Source organism: Pseudomonas sp. G3-39 (assembly GCF_054790485.1).
Window position 1 is genome coordinate 4,344,771 of record NZ_CP186497.1, and the last position, 15,375, is coordinate 4,360,145.

15 protein-coding genes are annotated in these 15,375 nt (G+C 61.3%); 6 read left to right on the top strand and 9 right to left on the bottom strand.

Annotated features, from left to right (window positions below; genetic code table 11):
* Positions 1 to 40: 40 nt before the first annotated feature.
* From ACOYXG_RS19465 to ACOYXG_RS19495, 7 genes are all read right to left on the bottom strand, one after another.
* Positions 41 to 895, bottom strand: coding sequence for an alpha/beta hydrolase (locus ACOYXG_RS19465; RefSeq protein WP_027612316.1), 855 nt, complete (start codon positions 893 to 895; stop codon positions 41 to 43).
* A complete protein-coding gene (locus ACOYXG_RS19470; RefSeq protein ID WP_096796783.1) occupies positions 892 to 1,698 on the bottom strand; it encodes an alpha/beta fold hydrolase in 807 nt (268 codons plus the stop codon). Before ACOYXG_RS19470 ends, ACOYXG_RS19465 begins: the two co-directional genes overlap by 4 nt.
* Before the next feature lie 275 nt (positions 1,699 to 1,973).
* The gene (locus ACOYXG_RS19475; protein WP_098965067.1) at positions 1,974 to 2,417 is read right to left on the bottom strand and encodes a hotdog fold thioesterase; all 444 of its coding nucleotides are present in this window, start codon (positions 2,415 to 2,417) and stop codon (positions 1,974 to 1,976) included.
* Between the two features lie 31 nt (positions 2,418 to 2,448).
* Entirely contained in the window at positions 2,449 to 4,104 is a 1,656-nt protein-coding gene (locus ACOYXG_RS19480) for an AMP-binding protein (RefSeq protein WP_460353465.1), read from the bottom strand.
* 122 nt (positions 4,105 to 4,226) lie between these two features.
* A complete protein-coding gene (gene sixA, locus ACOYXG_RS19485) occupies positions 4,227 to 4,679 on the bottom strand; it encodes a phosphohistidine phosphatase SixA (RefSeq protein ID WP_027612312.1) in 453 nt (150 codons plus the stop codon).
* A complete protein-coding gene (locus tag ACOYXG_RS19490; protein ID WP_007968953.1) occupies positions 4,676 to 5,023 on the bottom strand; it encodes a DUF4389 domain-containing protein in 348 nt (115 codons plus the stop codon). The genes sixA and ACOYXG_RS19490 overlap by 4 nt, the downstream gene beginning before the upstream one ends.
* 18 nt (positions 5,024 to 5,041) lie before the next feature.
* Positions 5,042 to 6,067 carry an NAD(P)H-dependent glycerol-3-phosphate dehydrogenase gene (locus ACOYXG_RS19495; protein WP_027612311.1) on the bottom strand — a complete coding sequence of 342 codons (1,026 nt, stop codon included), beginning with the start codon at positions 6,065 to 6,067 and terminating at the stop codon, positions 5,042 to 5,044.
* A 196-nt stretch (positions 6,068 to 6,263) separates the two neighbouring features.
* On the opposite strand from ACOYXG_RS19495, the gene ACOYXG_RS19500 reads away from it, so the two are divergent.
* From ACOYXG_RS19500 to ACOYXG_RS19525, 6 genes are all read left to right on the top strand, one after another.
* On the top strand, positions 6,264 to 8,387 hold the full coding sequence (locus ACOYXG_RS19500; protein ID WP_103368739.1) for a TonB-dependent receptor plug domain-containing protein: 2,124 nt from the start codon (positions 6,264 to 6,266) through the stop codon (positions 8,385 to 8,387).
* Position 8,388: 1 nt separating this feature from the next.
* Positions 8,389 to 9,321: an ABC transporter substrate-binding protein gene (locus tag ACOYXG_RS19505; protein WP_103368740.1), complete on the top strand. Its 933-nt coding sequence runs from the start codon at positions 8,389 to 8,391 to the stop codon at positions 9,319 to 9,321.
* Positions 9,318 to 11,222: a response regulator gene (locus tag ACOYXG_RS19510; RefSeq protein ID WP_103368741.1), complete on the top strand. Its 1,905-nt coding sequence runs from the start codon at positions 9,318 to 9,320 to the stop codon at positions 11,220 to 11,222. The genes ACOYXG_RS19505 and ACOYXG_RS19510 overlap by 4 nt, the downstream gene beginning before the upstream one ends.
* Before the next feature lie 247 nt (positions 11,223 to 11,469).
* Complete coding sequence (gene fabA, locus ACOYXG_RS19515) at positions 11,470 to 11,985, top strand: 3-hydroxyacyl-[acyl-carrier-protein] dehydratase FabA (protein ID WP_003227150.1); 516 nt, start codon at positions 11,470 to 11,472, stop codon at positions 11,983 to 11,985.
* Positions 11,986 to 11,996: 11 nt separating this feature from the next.
* Positions 11,997 to 13,217: a beta-ketoacyl-ACP synthase I gene (fabB, locus tag ACOYXG_RS19520; protein ID WP_007968959.1), complete on the top strand. Its 1,221-nt coding sequence runs from the start codon at positions 11,997 to 11,999 to the stop codon at positions 13,215 to 13,217.
* A 390-nt stretch (positions 13,218 to 13,607) separates the two neighbouring features.
* On the top strand, positions 13,608 to 13,796 hold the full coding sequence (locus tag ACOYXG_RS19525; protein WP_095137166.1) for a hypothetical protein: 189 nt from the start codon (positions 13,608 to 13,610) through the stop codon (positions 13,794 to 13,796).
* A 70-nt stretch (positions 13,797 to 13,866) separates the two neighbouring features.
* On the opposite strand, the gene ACOYXG_RS19530 is transcribed toward ACOYXG_RS19525, so the two are convergent.
* Together ACOYXG_RS19530 and mazG are read right to left on the bottom strand one after the other, a co-directional pair.
* On the bottom strand, positions 13,867 to 14,409 hold the full coding sequence (locus tag ACOYXG_RS19530; RefSeq protein ID WP_007968960.1) for a DUF2058 domain-containing protein: 543 nt from the start codon (positions 14,407 to 14,409) through the stop codon (positions 13,867 to 13,869).
* 26 nt (positions 14,410 to 14,435) lie between these two features.
* On the bottom strand, positions 14,436 to 15,269 hold the full coding sequence (gene mazG, locus ACOYXG_RS19535; RefSeq protein WP_096796789.1) for a nucleoside triphosphate pyrophosphohydrolase: 834 nt from the start codon (positions 15,267 to 15,269) through the stop codon (positions 14,436 to 14,438).
* Positions 15,270 to 15,375: the final 106 nt, after the last annotated feature.

Genomic DNA, 15,375 nt, shown 5'->3' on the forward strand with positions numbered 1-15,375 from the left:
CATTTCAACCCGCCCAGCCTCGACAGTTGCCCGGTGCAAGTCAAGGAATGGCGAAGAAGCGATTGAAACAGTCTGCGACAAGGTCGGCACCGGACTCATCGTTCAGGTGCAAATGATGCCCGCCCGCCAGCTGTTCCTGGCTAAAGGGTAGACGCTCGAGCAACTCCGGATGTTTGGCCAGCATGCCGTCGGCGGCCACCACCAGTTGCGCCGGGCAGGTGATGCGCTGGACGAAAGCCATCGCCTGCTCTTGAGTCAGGCGCAGCGGTGACGGCAGGGTCAGGCGATTGTCGGTGCGCCAGGTATAACCGCCGGGCACCGGCATCAGACCGCGTTGCGCCAGCAGTTCGGCAGCTTCGCGACTGACCGCCACCAAGCCCTTCATCCGTGCTTCGATAGCGCGGTCGAGGGTGTTGTAGACCGGCTTGCGCTTCTCGCGCAAATCCAGTTGCGCCTGCAGGGCCATGCCCATGCGCTCGGCAGCATTTTCGCCTTTGTCCGTAGGAGGAATCACCCCGTCGATCAACGCCAGGTGGCTGATGCGCTCCGGCAACGAACCGGCCAGCACCAGCGAAACGATCGCGCCCATCGAATGCCCGAGCAGGCCGAAGCGCTTCCAGCCCAATTGCTCGGCGACCTGCAACACGTCGTGCGCATAGTCCCACAACGCATAACCGGCGCCGTTGGGCCGATGCCCGGAATGCCCATGCCCGGCCATGTCCAGCGCGATGATGCGCAGGCCTTTGAGCTTGGGCGCCAGGCGCGCAAAGCTGTTGGCGTTGTCGAGCCAGCCATGCAGGGCAATCACCGGCAGACCGTCCTCCGGGCCGAACAAATGCGCGGCCAGTTCGATATGCGGCAGGCTCAAGCGCACTTCTTCGAAGGTCGGGCTCATGCGCAGTCCTTCTGTTGGCGGCGCTCCCAGCGCGTAAACAGCTCTTTGAGCAGGCGCGCCGTGTCTTGCGGACGTTCCAGCGGAAACATGTGCCCGCCCGGCATGCTCAGTGCTTCACCCTGCGGCAGGCGCCCGACGAATCGGCTGTGATGACGCATGACCACGCGGCTCTTGTGGCCACGCACCACCGCCAGCGGCACTTTCAGCTGACGAGTGCGACCGGGACTGGTGTGCGGCACGCCGCGATAGATGCTGATTTCGGTGGCCGGATCAAAGCGCAGACGCAACTTGTCGCCAACCGTATGCAGCCCGTGCTGCAGGTAGGCATCGAAGCATTCCGGATCGAAACCGCGAAACAGGGTCTTGCCGGCAAAATAGCTGCGCGCCGTGTCGAGATCGGCGAACTCTTCGCGCCGCCCCAACGTACGTCCAGCCGGGGTCAGTTTGTCGATGAAGCCGAAGCGCTTGGCCGCGCGGATCACCCACTGGTCTGTGCGGGTCAGCACCGGCGAGTCGAGCATGACCACGCCGCGATACAGCTCAGGGCAACGCAACGCCGCGTGCAGGTGCAACACACCGCCAAACGAATGGCCGACGCCCCACACTGGCTGATCCTGTTGCTGCAGATGGTGGATCAGTTCGTCGACCAGGTTGTACCAGTTATCGTCCGCCGGAAACCGTGGGTCATGGGCATGCACGTCCAGATGCGCGACCCGATACTCGGGCGCCAGCGCCGCGAACAACTTGCCATAGGTGCCCGAGGGAAACCCGTTGGCGTGGGCGAAAAAGATCGGTTGCGACATGCAGGTTTATCCATGAGCGGAAACATGCCGCTGATTGTCCGCAAGAGCGCGGCCCTGAGCAATGACCGTAACTGCCAGGAATGATGACAGTCCGGACAGCATGATGGTGTTTCAGGGAGATCGCTTCCCCCTCACCCCAACCCTCTCCCCCAAGGGGGCGAGGGGGACAGGGAGCTGATCTGCATGAATTTCAAAACCTGAACTCGGCTCGATAGCTCAGGTCGGCGCAACTCGAACATCCAGCCCGATCAGTCCCCTCTCCCTCCGGGAGAGGGTTAGGGTGAGGGCGGCTGCTCGCCCAGTGGCACCACCGCCATGGTCAACCGCGACACACAACTGGCCTTGCCCTCGTCACTGGTCAGGCGGATGTCCCAGACATGCGTGGTGCGGCCGATGTGAATCGGTTTGGCCACCGCGGTCACCCGCCCGCTGCGCAAACCGCGCAAGTGGTTGGCATTGATCTCCAGCCCCACGCAGTAGAACTTGCTGGCATCGATGCACAGATAACTGGCCATCGAACCGACGGTTTCCGCCAGCACCACCGAGGCGCCGCCGTGCAGCAGACCGTAAGGCTGGTGGGTGCGGTGGTCGATGACCATGCTCGCCGTCAGCGATTCCTCGTCGAAGGACTCGAAACGGATATCCAGCACTTCGCCGATGGTGTTTTTCTGGATTGCGTTCAACTGCTCGATGTTCGGAGTGGTGCGCCACAAGGTCATCGCAGGCTTCCTTTGTTGTTTTGGTGGTCACTCAATCCTGCCACAGCACCGCCTCGCTGCGCGCGCTCCATTCTTCAAACCGCGCGCCGTAGGTGTCTTCAATGACGTTGCGCTTGATCTTCAAGGTCGGCGTGAGAAAACCGTTTTCCACCGCCCAGCTGTCCTTGACCACCACCAGCCGCCGCAGGCGCTCGTGCTTGTCGAGCACGGCGTTGACCTCTTCGAGCAGTTTTTCCAGGCTCGAATGCAGGCTGGCCCGCCCCTCCTCCTGATTGACCGTCGACAGTACGCACAAGCCCAGCGGCGCACTCAGGCCATCGCCGACCACACAGACCTGTTCGATCCGTGAGTGCACTGCCAGCCGGTTTTCAATCGGCGCCGGGGCGACGTATTTGCCTTTGCTGGTCTTGAAGATTTCCTTGAGCCGGCCGGTCAGGCGCAAGCGTCCCTCGGCATCCTGCTCACCCTTGTCGCCGGTACGCAGGAAGCCGTCCTCGGTGAGGGTCTCGGCGGTTTTCTGCGGCTCCTTGAAATAGCCGAGCATGTTCGCCTGACTGCGCACCTGCACCTCGCCGGACTCGTCGATCCGCACCTCGACCTCCGGGCACGGCTTGCCGATCCAGCCCTGTTTGTATTGGCCCGGCAGACAGATGTGCGAGTAACCACAACTCTCGGTCATGCCATAGACCTCCAACACATCGAGGCCGAGCTTCTGATACCAACTGAGCAAGGTCTGCGGCACCGGTGCCGCACCGGACAGCGCCACGCGCAAGGCATCAAGGCCCAACCCGGCCAACACCTTGTGCCCGACTCGCTTGCCAATGAATGGCAGGCCAAGGAGGAAATCCAGGCGCTTGGCCGGGATCTTGCCGTACACGCCCATCTGGAATTTGGTCCAGATCCGCGGCACGCCGAACATCGCGGTCGGCCGCGCCCGCTGCAGATCGGTGATGAAGGTGTCGAGACTTTCGGCAAAGAACACCGTTTGCCCGGTGTAGATCGACGCAAGCTCGACGAACATCCGTTCGGCGACATGGCACAGCGGCAGGTACGACAGCAGCCGGTCTTGCTCGTTAAGCCCGAACAGTTGCGTGCCGCGAGTCGTGGCGAACCCCAGATTGGCAAAGCTGTGCATCACGCCTTTGGGCAACCCGGTGGTGCCGGAGGTGTAGATGATGGTCGCCAGTTGTTCGGCCGCCGGGCGCGGATCGTCCTGGATCGGCGAGTTCCTTAGCAGGTCATCCCAACTGAAATCAAACTCGCCGGGCGGATGCAGCGGCAGACTGATGGTTGGCAAATCCGCCGGCACACCGACCGACATACCCGGCCAGTCATCGAGCTTGCCGATGAACGCCAGCACGCTTTCCGAATGTGTCAGGACCTGATTCACCGAGTCTGCCGTGAGGTTGGGATACAACGGCACCGATACGTGTCCGGCCATCCAGATCGCCAGATCGGCAATGATCCAGTGCGCGCAGTTTTTCGAGATCAGCGCGATATGGCTGCCCTGCGGTAATTCCCGGGCGCGCAGCCAGTGCGCGGCACAACGCGCTTGATGACCGACGTCGGCCCAGGTCAGGGTCTCGACCTGCCCGCCGCCGATGGGCTGCACCAGAAAACGCTGGCGCGGGTGCCGGGCCTCACGCTCGTAGAACACGTCCAGCGGCAAACGGAAGGCGGCAGACATGCGACTCGCTCCTGTTTTTTGGGTCTGGAGCAAGCGTAGTCAACCAAGCAAGTGCTTGGTTGGAAAATTCAAACAAATAATTTCAACTGAAAATGAGGGCCCGCTCCCACAAGGAATCAGTGTCAGGGGTGCTTGAGGCTGTTGAGGGTCATCGAGCCGATCAGCAGTTCAGGGCTTTCCAGCTCAGCCAGACCGGCAGTGCCGACCTTCTCCGGCGGATGCCCGGCGCCGTGCTGCAGATAGCTCAGCAGGTTGCCCACCAACGGGTTATGGCTGACCAGCAGCACATTGCTCACCGACACCAGTTGATCGGTGACCTTGTCCGGATCGCTCTCTGGCTTCAGCCAATCGACCGTGCGGATCTCCGGCTCGAACCCCAGCGCCTCGCGGACAATCTGTGCGGTCTGTTGCGCACGCAGATAAGGGCTGGCGTAGATCGCCGTCAGTGGCTGGCCGATCAATTGCGCGGCGCTGCTCAACGCTTCTTTGCGACCGTGTTCGGTCAACGCCCGCTCGGAGTCAGGGCACGAGCCGTAAGGCACCGCCTCGCCGTGACGCAACACCCAGAGTTTCATAGCTTGGGTTCCTCATCGCGGGCCGGATGCGGCGCTGGCGGCACGGCGTGCGGTGCTTCGCCTTCCGGGGCACGCGGGGTTGGCCAGTCGGCAAACGGCCAGGGTTTCTGGTCGCTGTGAAAGCTGCCGAAGCGGCCGATCTGCGCGAGGAACTGGCTCAGGCTGTCGCCGAAATTCATCAGGCTGGCGCTCGGCGCGCCGTAAATCAAACGATAGATCAGTTGCACCAGCACCACGGCGCCGAGGATGAACTGCGCCACTTGCCAGACCAGCACGTAGACGATCATCCACAGCACCCGCAGGAGAATGGATTCGTACTTGGCTTCGGTTTTCGGATCGTTCATGGCTCGCTTCCTGTTGAATCAGTTGAAACCGCTGGTGGAAATAAAGTCGACGTCGGTTTTCGGTTCGGCACGCATCAGTAGACCGATCACCTGCTCCAGCGTGCGTCCTTCAAACAGAATCGCATGCAGCCCGGCGACCAGCGGCATGTACACGCCAACCTCCTGGGACTTGGCCTTGAGCACCTTCAGGGTGTTCACGCCTTCGGCGACTTCGCCCAGACGCGACACCGCTTCATCAAGGCTCAAGCCCTGACCGAGGGCAAACCCGACCTGATAGTTGCGGCTCTTCGGCGACGAGCAGGTGACGATCAAATCACCGACCCCGGCCAGACCGAGGAAGGTCATCGGGTTGGCACCCTGGTTCACCGCGAACCGGGTCATCTCGGCCAGGGCGCGAGTGATCAGCATGCTCTTGGTGTTCTCGCCCATCTCCAGCGCCACCGCCATGCCGGCGATGATCGCGTAAACGTTTTTCAACGCCCCACCCAGCTCGACGCCGAAACGGTCAGCACTGGCGTAAACGCGGAAGGTGCGACCATGCAACGCAGCCTGTACCGCTTTGCAGAGTTCTTCGTCTTCGCTGGCGACCACGGTGGCGGTCAGCGCGTGTTCAGCGATCTCCCGCGCCAGGTTCGGCCCGGACAGCACGCCAATACGCGCCTGCGGGGCGATCTCTTCGAGGATCTGGCTCATCAGTTTGAAGGTGTGGGCTTCGATGCCCTTGGTCAGGCTGACCAGCATTTTGCCGCTCAGGCGCTCGGCGTGGGCGGCCAGCACCGTGCGCAATGCGCTCGAGGGCAGCGCGACGAAGCACAGCTCGCAGGCATCGAGGGTGGCCTGCAGGTCAGTGACCGCAGTCACTCCCGGCAGAATCTTGATGCCTTTGAGGTAACGCGGATTCTCGCGGTTGACCCGGATGGCCTCGGCCTGCTCGGGGTCACGCATCCACTGCCGGACTTGATGGCCGTTCTCGGCCAATAGATTGGCCACGGCGGTACCAAAACTTCCGCCTCCCAGGACCGCAATCGGGCGCTGTTCAGTCATATGCAATCCGTTAATCCATACCAGTGGCGATGCCGGCATTATACGGGGCGGCCGGAGCGCGGCCAGCCCCTGCGTCAATTACCGACACTTGTAGGAAGAAGACCAATAAAGCCGAGGAAAATGCCCGCATCGTGACTGGAAAAGTCACTGTCCTCGGTTAACATGCGCGCCAATTCTTTGCGATCAAGGCCGTGCCGTGTCTTTTGGCTCTCCCCCCTCGCGTTCGTCACTGCTGCTGGCGCTGCTGTTCAGCCCGGTGTTGCAGGCGGACGACCTGTTTGTCGACAGCGAAACGCTGCCGCAGGTGCTGACGGCTACGCGCCTGAAACAGACACCGGCGGAAGTGCCGGGGAGCATGACCGTGCTTGACAGTGAGCTGATCAACGCCAGCGGCGCGCGGGACATCAGCGAGTTGCTGCGGCTGGTGCCGGGGATGATGGTCGGCAACATCAGCGGCAATCAGGCGGCGGTCAATTATCACGGGACCAATGCCAGTGAAGCGCGGCGCATGCAGGTGCTGATCGATGGCCGCTCGGTGTACCGCGCAGGCCTGGCCACGGTGGACTGGAGTGACATTCCGGTGGCCATGGAAGACATCGAGCGCATCGAGGTTTTCCGTGGGCCGAACACCGTCAGCTACGGCGCCAACGCGCTGATGGCGGTGGTCAACATCATCACCCGCAACCCGGCGGACAGCCACGGCACGCGCCTGAAGGTCACCCGAGGCCAGCGCGGCATCAACGATTTCTATGCCAGCCAGGGCACGGGCTGGAATGGCGGCGACCTGCGTCTGTCGTTGTCCGGCCAGGAAGACGACGGTTTTGACAGCGACCGCACCGGCGCCGATTACCGTGACAGCCGCCGCTTGAACCGCTTCAGCCTCGGCGTCAGCCAGACCCTGAGCGACAACCAGAGCCTCGACTGGCAAATCAACGCGAAGGACGGCAGTAACCAGCGGCCCTACACCTACCGCCCTGTGTTCTCGGGGATTACCGCTGCCGGGAACAATTCCGACGTGGTCGCCAAGGATTACGCCGGCTCGGTGCGCTGGAATCTCGACATCAATCCCGAACACAGCCTTTATATACAAGGTTCGGCCCAGCACTGGGATCGCCAGCAAGTGTGGCGCGCCTGTGATGCCGAAGTATCGTTCAGCCCGCAACTGACCCAACTGTGGCAGCTCAACCCGAATTACACCGAACGCCTGGCGCGCAACATCACCCGCTTCACCGGCCCCGGCCCGGAAGCCGGAACGCCACAGGAAATGGCCTTGGCCAATCAAGTGCTGGATCAATGGCGCAACGGTGCCAGCCAGACCTTGTGTGGCGACATCGATCAAAGCGCCCGCGAATCACGCTACGACCTCGAATTGCAGGACACCCTCAGTCTGTCCGACAACCTGCGACTGGTCAGCGGCCTGAACTATCGTTACGACCGGGCCGACTCCGAGACCTACTTCAACGGCACGCTGGACGACACCACCTGGCGCGCGTTCGGCCAACTGGAGTGGCGCGCCAGTGAACACTGGCTGTTGCAGGGTGGCGCCATGTTCGAAAACACCCAATTGATCGGCAGTTCGCTGACGCCGCGATTCGCCGTCAACTACCTGATCAACCCACGCCATGGCCTGCGCGCGGTGTACTCCGAGGCGATCCGCTCGCCGGACATGTTCGAGAACAACGTCAACTGGAGCTATCAGGTGAGCAACCTGCGGCCGTCCGCCTATGGTCAGTCTTCGGCGCGCTACTTCGTCAAGACCCGTGGCCCGGGCAATCTCGATCAGGAGCACATGCGCTCGCGCGAACTGGGCTACAACGGCTATTTCGCCGAGCTGGGGCTGGCTGTGGACGTGAAGCTGTTCTACGACGAAATCACCGGGATGATCAGCGAGCCGCTGCGCAACAACCAGTACATCGCCAGCAACGCCAACAGCTCACGCTTTCGCGGCAGCGAAACCCAGCTCGACTGGCGCCTGAGCATGATCGATCGCCTGCGCTTCACTTACGCTTTCGTCGACGCCGAAGCGAGCAATCCGCTGGATCAGCAATTCACCTCGCGCAACAGCGGTTCTGCCGGCTGGCTGCGTGATTGGGGCCACGGCTGGAACAGCGCGCTGTTCTATTACGGCGACAACGCGCTCAACGGCTACCGCTTCGAGCGCGTCGACACGCGCATCGCCAAACGCATCCCGCTGGGCAAGGCACAACTGCAACTGGCCGGCGTGCTGCAGCAGCGGCTCGACAATGAACCGACCACTTTCGTCGACAACAATTACGACGAACGCCGGGTGCTGTACTTCAGCGCCGAGCTGGAGTTCTAGGGTGCGCTACGCCACGCCAAACAAGACGCCAACCCTTGGCCACTGGCTGGCGGGTGTCTGTCTGTTTTTGACCGCGTGGCTGCACGGCGTGGCGGTGCAAGCCGCCGATATTCTGTTGACCGGCGCCGAAGAAAGCCCCGGGGTGCAAGCCTTCGTCCAGGCCCTGAGCGAGCTGCGTCCCACCGACAACGTGCGGTTCCAGCCGCTGGCCAGCCTGCCGGCGCCGGGCAAGTTGCCGAGCAATCTGCGGATGATTCTGCTCGACCTGCCCAGCCTCGACTGGCGCCTGCAGGAGCCCCAGGGCCCGGCGACGCTGGTGTTGCGCATCAGCCGACTGCAAGCGCGGCAACGCCTGGGTGGCGCACAACCGCCGCACTTGAGTCTGCTGTGGAGCGACCCGCCGCTGGGGCGGCAACTGCAACTGATTCGGCGGATTCTGCCGCAGGCGCGCCGGGTCGGCGTGCTGTTCGACCAACACAGCGAATTCCTGCTCAAGGAGCTGCACCAGGCCGCAGCGCCGCTGAATCTGCAAATCGTCAGCCAGCGTTGGGACAACACTCAGGACAGTCGTCCGTTGCAAAGCGTGCTGAGAAACAGTGATGTGTTGCTGGGCCTTGACGATCCCGATCTGTACAACCCGAAAACCGCGAAAAACCTGTTGCTCAGCAGTTACTCCCGGCAAGTGGCGCTGGTCGGGCCGAACGCGGCGTTCGTGCGCGCCGGCAGCCTCGCCAGCACTTACAGCGATCAGCCCGACTGGCTGGCGATCCTTGACCAGTTGCTCGATCGCCCGCCGGCGACGTGGCCGCGCACGCTCTACCCCGATCGCTTCAAGGTCTCAAGTAATGTGCAGGTCGCTCGTTCCCTGGGTATCGAGCCAATCGATGAAGCGTCTGTTGCCCGCCAGTTGGCTGAAGGAGAAAGCCACCCATGAATCTGCGTCGCCGCTGGGACATCAACACCCGCACGCAATTGATCAGCCTCGGCCCGGCCCTGCTACTCACGCTGCTGCTGATCAGTTTCTTTACCTTCGTGCGAATTCAGGATTTACGTCAGGAGCTCAATCACACCGGGCAACTGATCGCCAACCAACTGGCGCCTGCCACCGAGTACGGAGTGATTTCCGGCAACAACGAAGTGCTGGAAAGCCTGCTCAAAGCGACCCTGGCCACACCGAACGTGCGCTTTCTGGAAGTGCAGGACAGCGCCAACCGGATTCTGGCCTACGTTGAGCAAGCCGCCGATGCGCACAACCGCCCGCATCAGGTCGAGGTGTTCCAGGCCCCGGTGCGCCTGCAACGAATCGCCCTCAACAGCGATTTTTTCCACGACGCCAAAGCCAGCAACAACGTGACCAGCGAGGATTACCTGGGCCGGGTAATCGTCGGTCTGTCCAACGATGCCTTCAGTCAGCGCCAACAGGAAATTCTGTTCAAGGCTGGGATCCTGGCGTTGTTTGCCCTGCTCTTCACCTTTGTTCTGGCGCGGCGTCTGGCCGGCAGTCTGTCAGCGCCGATTCGCGATATCGGCAACGCGGTCAAGGCGATTCAGCAAGGCGACTACAAGACTCCGCTGCCGATCGTCGATGACACCGAGTTGGGCGCGCTGTCGCAGCACATCAACAACCTCGCCCAGGCACTGGAGCAGGCCAGCCGCGAACAGCATCAGGCGATGGCGCAACTGATCCAGACCCGCGAGGAAGCGGAAAAAGCCAACAATGCCAAATCCGATTTCCTGGCGATGATGAGCCACGAACTGCGCACCCCCATGAACGGCGTGCTGGGCATGTTGCAGTTGCTGGAAACCACCGACATGACCGAGGAGCAGATCGAGTACGCGGCGCTGGCTTCCGAGTCGACCGAACACCTGCTGAAAGTCATCAATGACATCCTCGACTTCTCGCGGATCGAACGCTCGGAACTGGAGCTTGAGCACATTCCATTCAACCTCGCCGACCTGATCGGCGCGTGTGCCCAGTCGTTCCAGCACAGCGCGGTGCAGCGTGGCCTGGACCTGAATCTGCGGATCCCCGAGGACATGCGCGCCTTGCAGGTGCAGGGCGACCCGACGCGGATCCGGCAGATTCTGGTCAACCTGGTGGGCAACGCGTTGAAGTTCACCGAGCGTGGCCGGGTCAGCATCGAGGCGCAGTGGCAGTCGCTGGATCACGAGTTGCTGTGGTTCACCTGTTCGGTGCGCGACAGTGGCATCGGTATCTCCTCGGAAAGTCTGGAGTTGATGTTCAATGCGTTCCAGCAGGCCGACAGTTCGATTTCCCGGCGCTATGGCGGCACCGGCCTCGGCTTGCCGATCGCCCGCACCCTGGCCGAACGCATGGGCGGGACGTTGCGCGCGCAAAGCGAAGAAGGCCTGGGATCGGTGTTCACTCTGGAAATCCCGCTGGCCTTATATAAGCAGACGTTGCCGCAACTGGCTGCACCGCGCGCGGCCAATGGCAACGGGCATGGTGAGGGGCGCAATGTGTTGCTGGTGGAGGACAACCCGGTCAACCAGACGGTCATCGAAGCCATGCTGCGCAGCCTCGGCTTTACTGTCAGCGTCGCCACCGATGGCGCGCAAGCGGTGCGCAGCGCCGAAGGCAATGATTTCGAAGTGATTCTGATGGACTGCCGCCTGCCGATCATCGACGGTTACGAGGCGACTCGGCAGATCCGCCAACTGCCCGGACGCCGCGAGGTGCCGATCATCGCGCTGACCGCCAACGCGTTGCAGGGCGACCGCGAAACCTGTCTGTCGGCGGGCATGAACGATTACCTGGCCAAGCCGTTCAAACGCAATGACCTACAACAGATTCTGCAGCGCTGGGTGCAGTAGTGACGGTTTTTCGACCATCTGCGACTGGCGTGAAAAGCGAAAGTGCGGCAGTCTTAGGCACCCGAACGAGCCTCAAAAGAGGCTTGAATAAAAATTTCAGTGCACAAGTGTACATTCATGTCCTTGGTGCTGTGACTTTCACCACAACGCAATAGTCTATGAGTAGGCTGCCGGTACGAGGCATGAACGCGTCGATCGGCCGGGAAGTTTTGCCCCACCTGCCGCATGGGATTATTGAGGAGCTCGCATGACCAAACAAAACGCCTTTACTCGGGAAGACCTGCTGCGCTGCAGTCGCGGTGAGCTGTTCGGCCCAGGTAACGCGCAACTGCCCGCCCCGAACATGCTGATGGTGGATCGCATCACCCTGATCAGCGAAGAAGGCGGCAAGTACGGCAAAGGTGAATTGGTCGCCGAGCTGGATATCAACCCTGACCTGTGGTTCTTCGCGTGCCACTTCGAGGGCGATCCGGTGATGCCGGGCTGCCTGGGTCTGGACGCCATGTGGCAACTGGTCGGCTTCTTCCTGGGCTGGCAAGGCCTGCCGGGCCGTGGCCGTGCGCTGGGTTCGGGCGAAGTGAAATTCTTCGGCCAGGTCCTGCCGACCGCCAAGAAAGTCACCTACAACATTCATATCAAACGCGTCCTCAAGGGCAAGCTGAACCTGGCCATCGCCGACGGTTCGGTGACTGTCGACGGTCGCGAAATCTACACCGCCGAAGGCCTTCGCGTCGGCGTGTTCACCTCCACTGACAACTTCTAAGGGTTATTCGCATGCGCCGCGTCGTTATCACTGGTCTGGGCATTGTTTCGTGCCTGGGCAATGACAAAGAGACCGTCTCCGCTAACCTGCGTGCAAGCCGCCCTGGCATCCGGTTCAACCCGGAATATGCTGAAATGGGTCTGCGTAGCCAGGTTTCCGGCTCCATCGACCTCAACCTTGAAGAACTGATCGATCGCAAGATCTATCGTTTCGTCGGCCACGCAGCGGCTTACGCCTACCTGGCCATGAAAGACGCGATCACTGACTCCGGCCTGACCGAAGAGCAAGTGTCCAACCCGCGTACCGGCCTGATCGCCGGCTCGGGCGGCGCGTCGACTCTGAACCAGATGGAAGCGCTGGACATCCTGCGCGAGAAAGGCGTGAAACGCGTTGGCCCATACCGTGTAACGCGGACCATGAGCAGCACCGTTTCCGCGTGCCTGGCCACGCCGTTCAAGATCAAGGGCCTGAACTACTCCATCGCTTCTGCCTGCGCCACCAGTGCTCACTGCATCGGTACCGCCATGGAACAGATCCAGATGGGCAAGCAGGACATCGTCTTCGCCGGTGGCGGTGAAGAAGAGCACTGGAGCCAGTCGTTCCTGTTCGACGCGATGGGCGCCCTGTCCAGCAAGCGCAACGACACCCCGGAACAAGCCTCCCGCGCCTACGACGCCGACCGTGACGGTTTCGTCATCGCTGGCGGTGGCGGCATGGTCGTGGTTGAAGAGCTGGAACACGCTCTGGCCCGTGGCGCCAAGATCTACGCTGAAATCGTTGGCTACGGCGCAACGTCCGACGGCTACGACATGGTTGCCCCAAGTGGCGAAGGCGCGATCCGCTGCATGCAGATGGCAATGTCCACCGTCGACACCCCGATCGACTACCTGAACACCCACGGCACCTCGACTCCGGTTGGCGACGTCGCGGAAATGAAAGGTGTGCGTGAAGTGTTCGGCGACAAGGCTCCAGCAATCAGCTCGACCAAGAGCCTGTCCGGTCACTCCCTGGGCGCCGCCGGCGTTCACGAAGCGATCTACTGCATGCTGATGATGGAAGGCAACTTCATCGCCGGTTCGGCCAACATCGACGAACTGGACCCTGAAGTGGCCGATCTGCCGGTGCTGACCAAGACCCGCGAGAACGCCACCATCAACACCGTGATGAGCAACAGCTTCGGCTTCGGCGGCACCAACGCCACGCTGGTGCTCAAGCGCTGGGAAGGCAAGTAAGCCCCCGCTGCAGAGCCACACATGAAAACGCCCCGACTGGTTCGGGGCGTTTTTTTGCCTGAAATAAATGGCAGTTAACCGTAAAACCCTGTGGGAGCGAGCCTGCTCGCGAATGCGATATTCCAGCCACCCTCTCATCACCTGACCCACCGAATTCGCGAGCAGGCTCGCTCCCACAAGTGGACTTGCTGAGCTTCTGAAAATGAAACTTCTGTCATGAAACCTTGCACCCTGCGACCGAATGTCGCGGATTACGCGGGCTGCAGCACTGTTGCAAAAACCGCAACAACACCTTGCGCAAATCAAGCGTTTACTTAGCAAGCTAACAAATCATATAAAAGAGTCCTGCACACGCCTTGCTGCAGATAACTTGAGATTTGGAGCTAGCAGATGACTGTAAAAGTAACTGAACGCGACGATTCACACATGTCCCACGAAGGCGTAGCCGCCGGTATCCGCATCTGGGATGTGCATCAACAAGACTTGCTGGTCGGCATGTTCCACAACGAGATCGACGCCCACAACTACAAGGCCGAACTTGAACTGCAGGAACAGCAGCGGGATCTGAAATCCGCCTGAAGCAACCACAGCATTGAAAACGACAAACCCCGCCATGAGCGGGGTTTGTCGTTATTACAGCTTTATCGGTTTACCACATCAGGTCATCCGGGATCTGATAGGCCGCGTACGGATCGTCCTCGGCATTGACCTCTTCGGTCTGCACGTTGAGCTGCACGATACGTTGCGGGTCGCGCTCCTGGATCTTCAGGGCCGCTTCACGCGGGATCACCTCGTAACCGCCGGCATGGTGCACGATCGCCAGCGAGCCGCTGCTGAGCTTGTTGCGCATCAGCGTGTTGACCGAGATGCGCTTGACCTTCTTGTCGTCGACGAAGTTGTAGTAGTCCTCGGTGGTCAGCTTCGGCAGACGCGAGACTTCGATCAACTGCTTGACCTGCGCGGCACGGGCCTTGGCCTCGGCCTTCTCCTGCTGCTGGCGGTTCAGTTCCTGGTCACGCTTGACCTTCTCGGCCATGGCTTCCTGAGCGGCGCGCTGCTGCGAATCATCCAGCTCGGCCTGCCCTTTGTGGGCCAGACGCTGTTGCTTCTGCTTGTCTTTGCTGACCTGCTTGGCCTGCTTTTGGTTGACCAGGCCTGCTTTGAGCAGCTGGTCGCGAAGGGAAAGGCTCATTAATGCTTACTCACTTGGGCAACGGCTCAGCCGCAGCTGGGCAAATTCTTTTCCTGACGTTTGGCTTCACCCCACAGGGCGTCCAACTCTTCGAGGGTGCAATCTTCCATGGGACGACGGGTGTCGCGCAATGCCTGTTCGATAAAACGGAAACGTCTTTCAAACTTGGCGTTGGCGCCACGCAGCGCGGTTTCCGGATCGACCTTCAGGTGCCGGGCCAGATTGACCACGGAAAACAGCAGATCGCCGATCTCGTCGGCCACCGCTTGCGGATCGTTTTCGGACATGGCTTCGAGCACTTCATCGAGCTCTTCGCGCACCTTGTCCAGCACCGGCAACGCATCCGGCCAGTCGAAACCGACCTGCCCGGCACGCTTTTGCAACTTGGCTGAACGCGACAGTGCCGGCAGCGCGGCAGGTACATCATCGAGCAGTGACAGCTGCTCGGGCGCGGCGGATTTCTCGGCGCGTTCTTCGGCCTTGATCTCTTCCCAGCGCTGCTTGACCTGCTCTTCGCTCAAGCGTGGTACGTCCAGCGGCGCATACAGATCGCCGGTGGGGAACACGTGCGGATGGCGGCGGATCAGCTTGCGAGTGATGCTGTCGATCACCCCGGCGAATTCGAAGCGCCCTTCTTCCTTGGCCAACTGGCTGTAATAAACCACCTGAAACAGCAGATCACCCAGCTCGCCCTGCAAGTGATCGAAGTCGCCCCGCTCGATGGCGTCGGCCACTTCGTAGGCTTCTTCGAGGGTGTGCGGGACGATGGTCGCGTAGGTTTGCTTGATGTCCCACGGGCAACCGTACTGCGGGTCGCGCAGGCGGTTCATCAGGTGGAGCAGGTCTTCAAGGCTGTGCATCATTTTTCTGTCTCACCACAAAACCATTGTGGGAGCGAGCCTGCTCGCGAAAGCGGTGTGTCTGCAACAACCTTGTCGGCTGACACACCCTCTTCGCGAGCAGGCT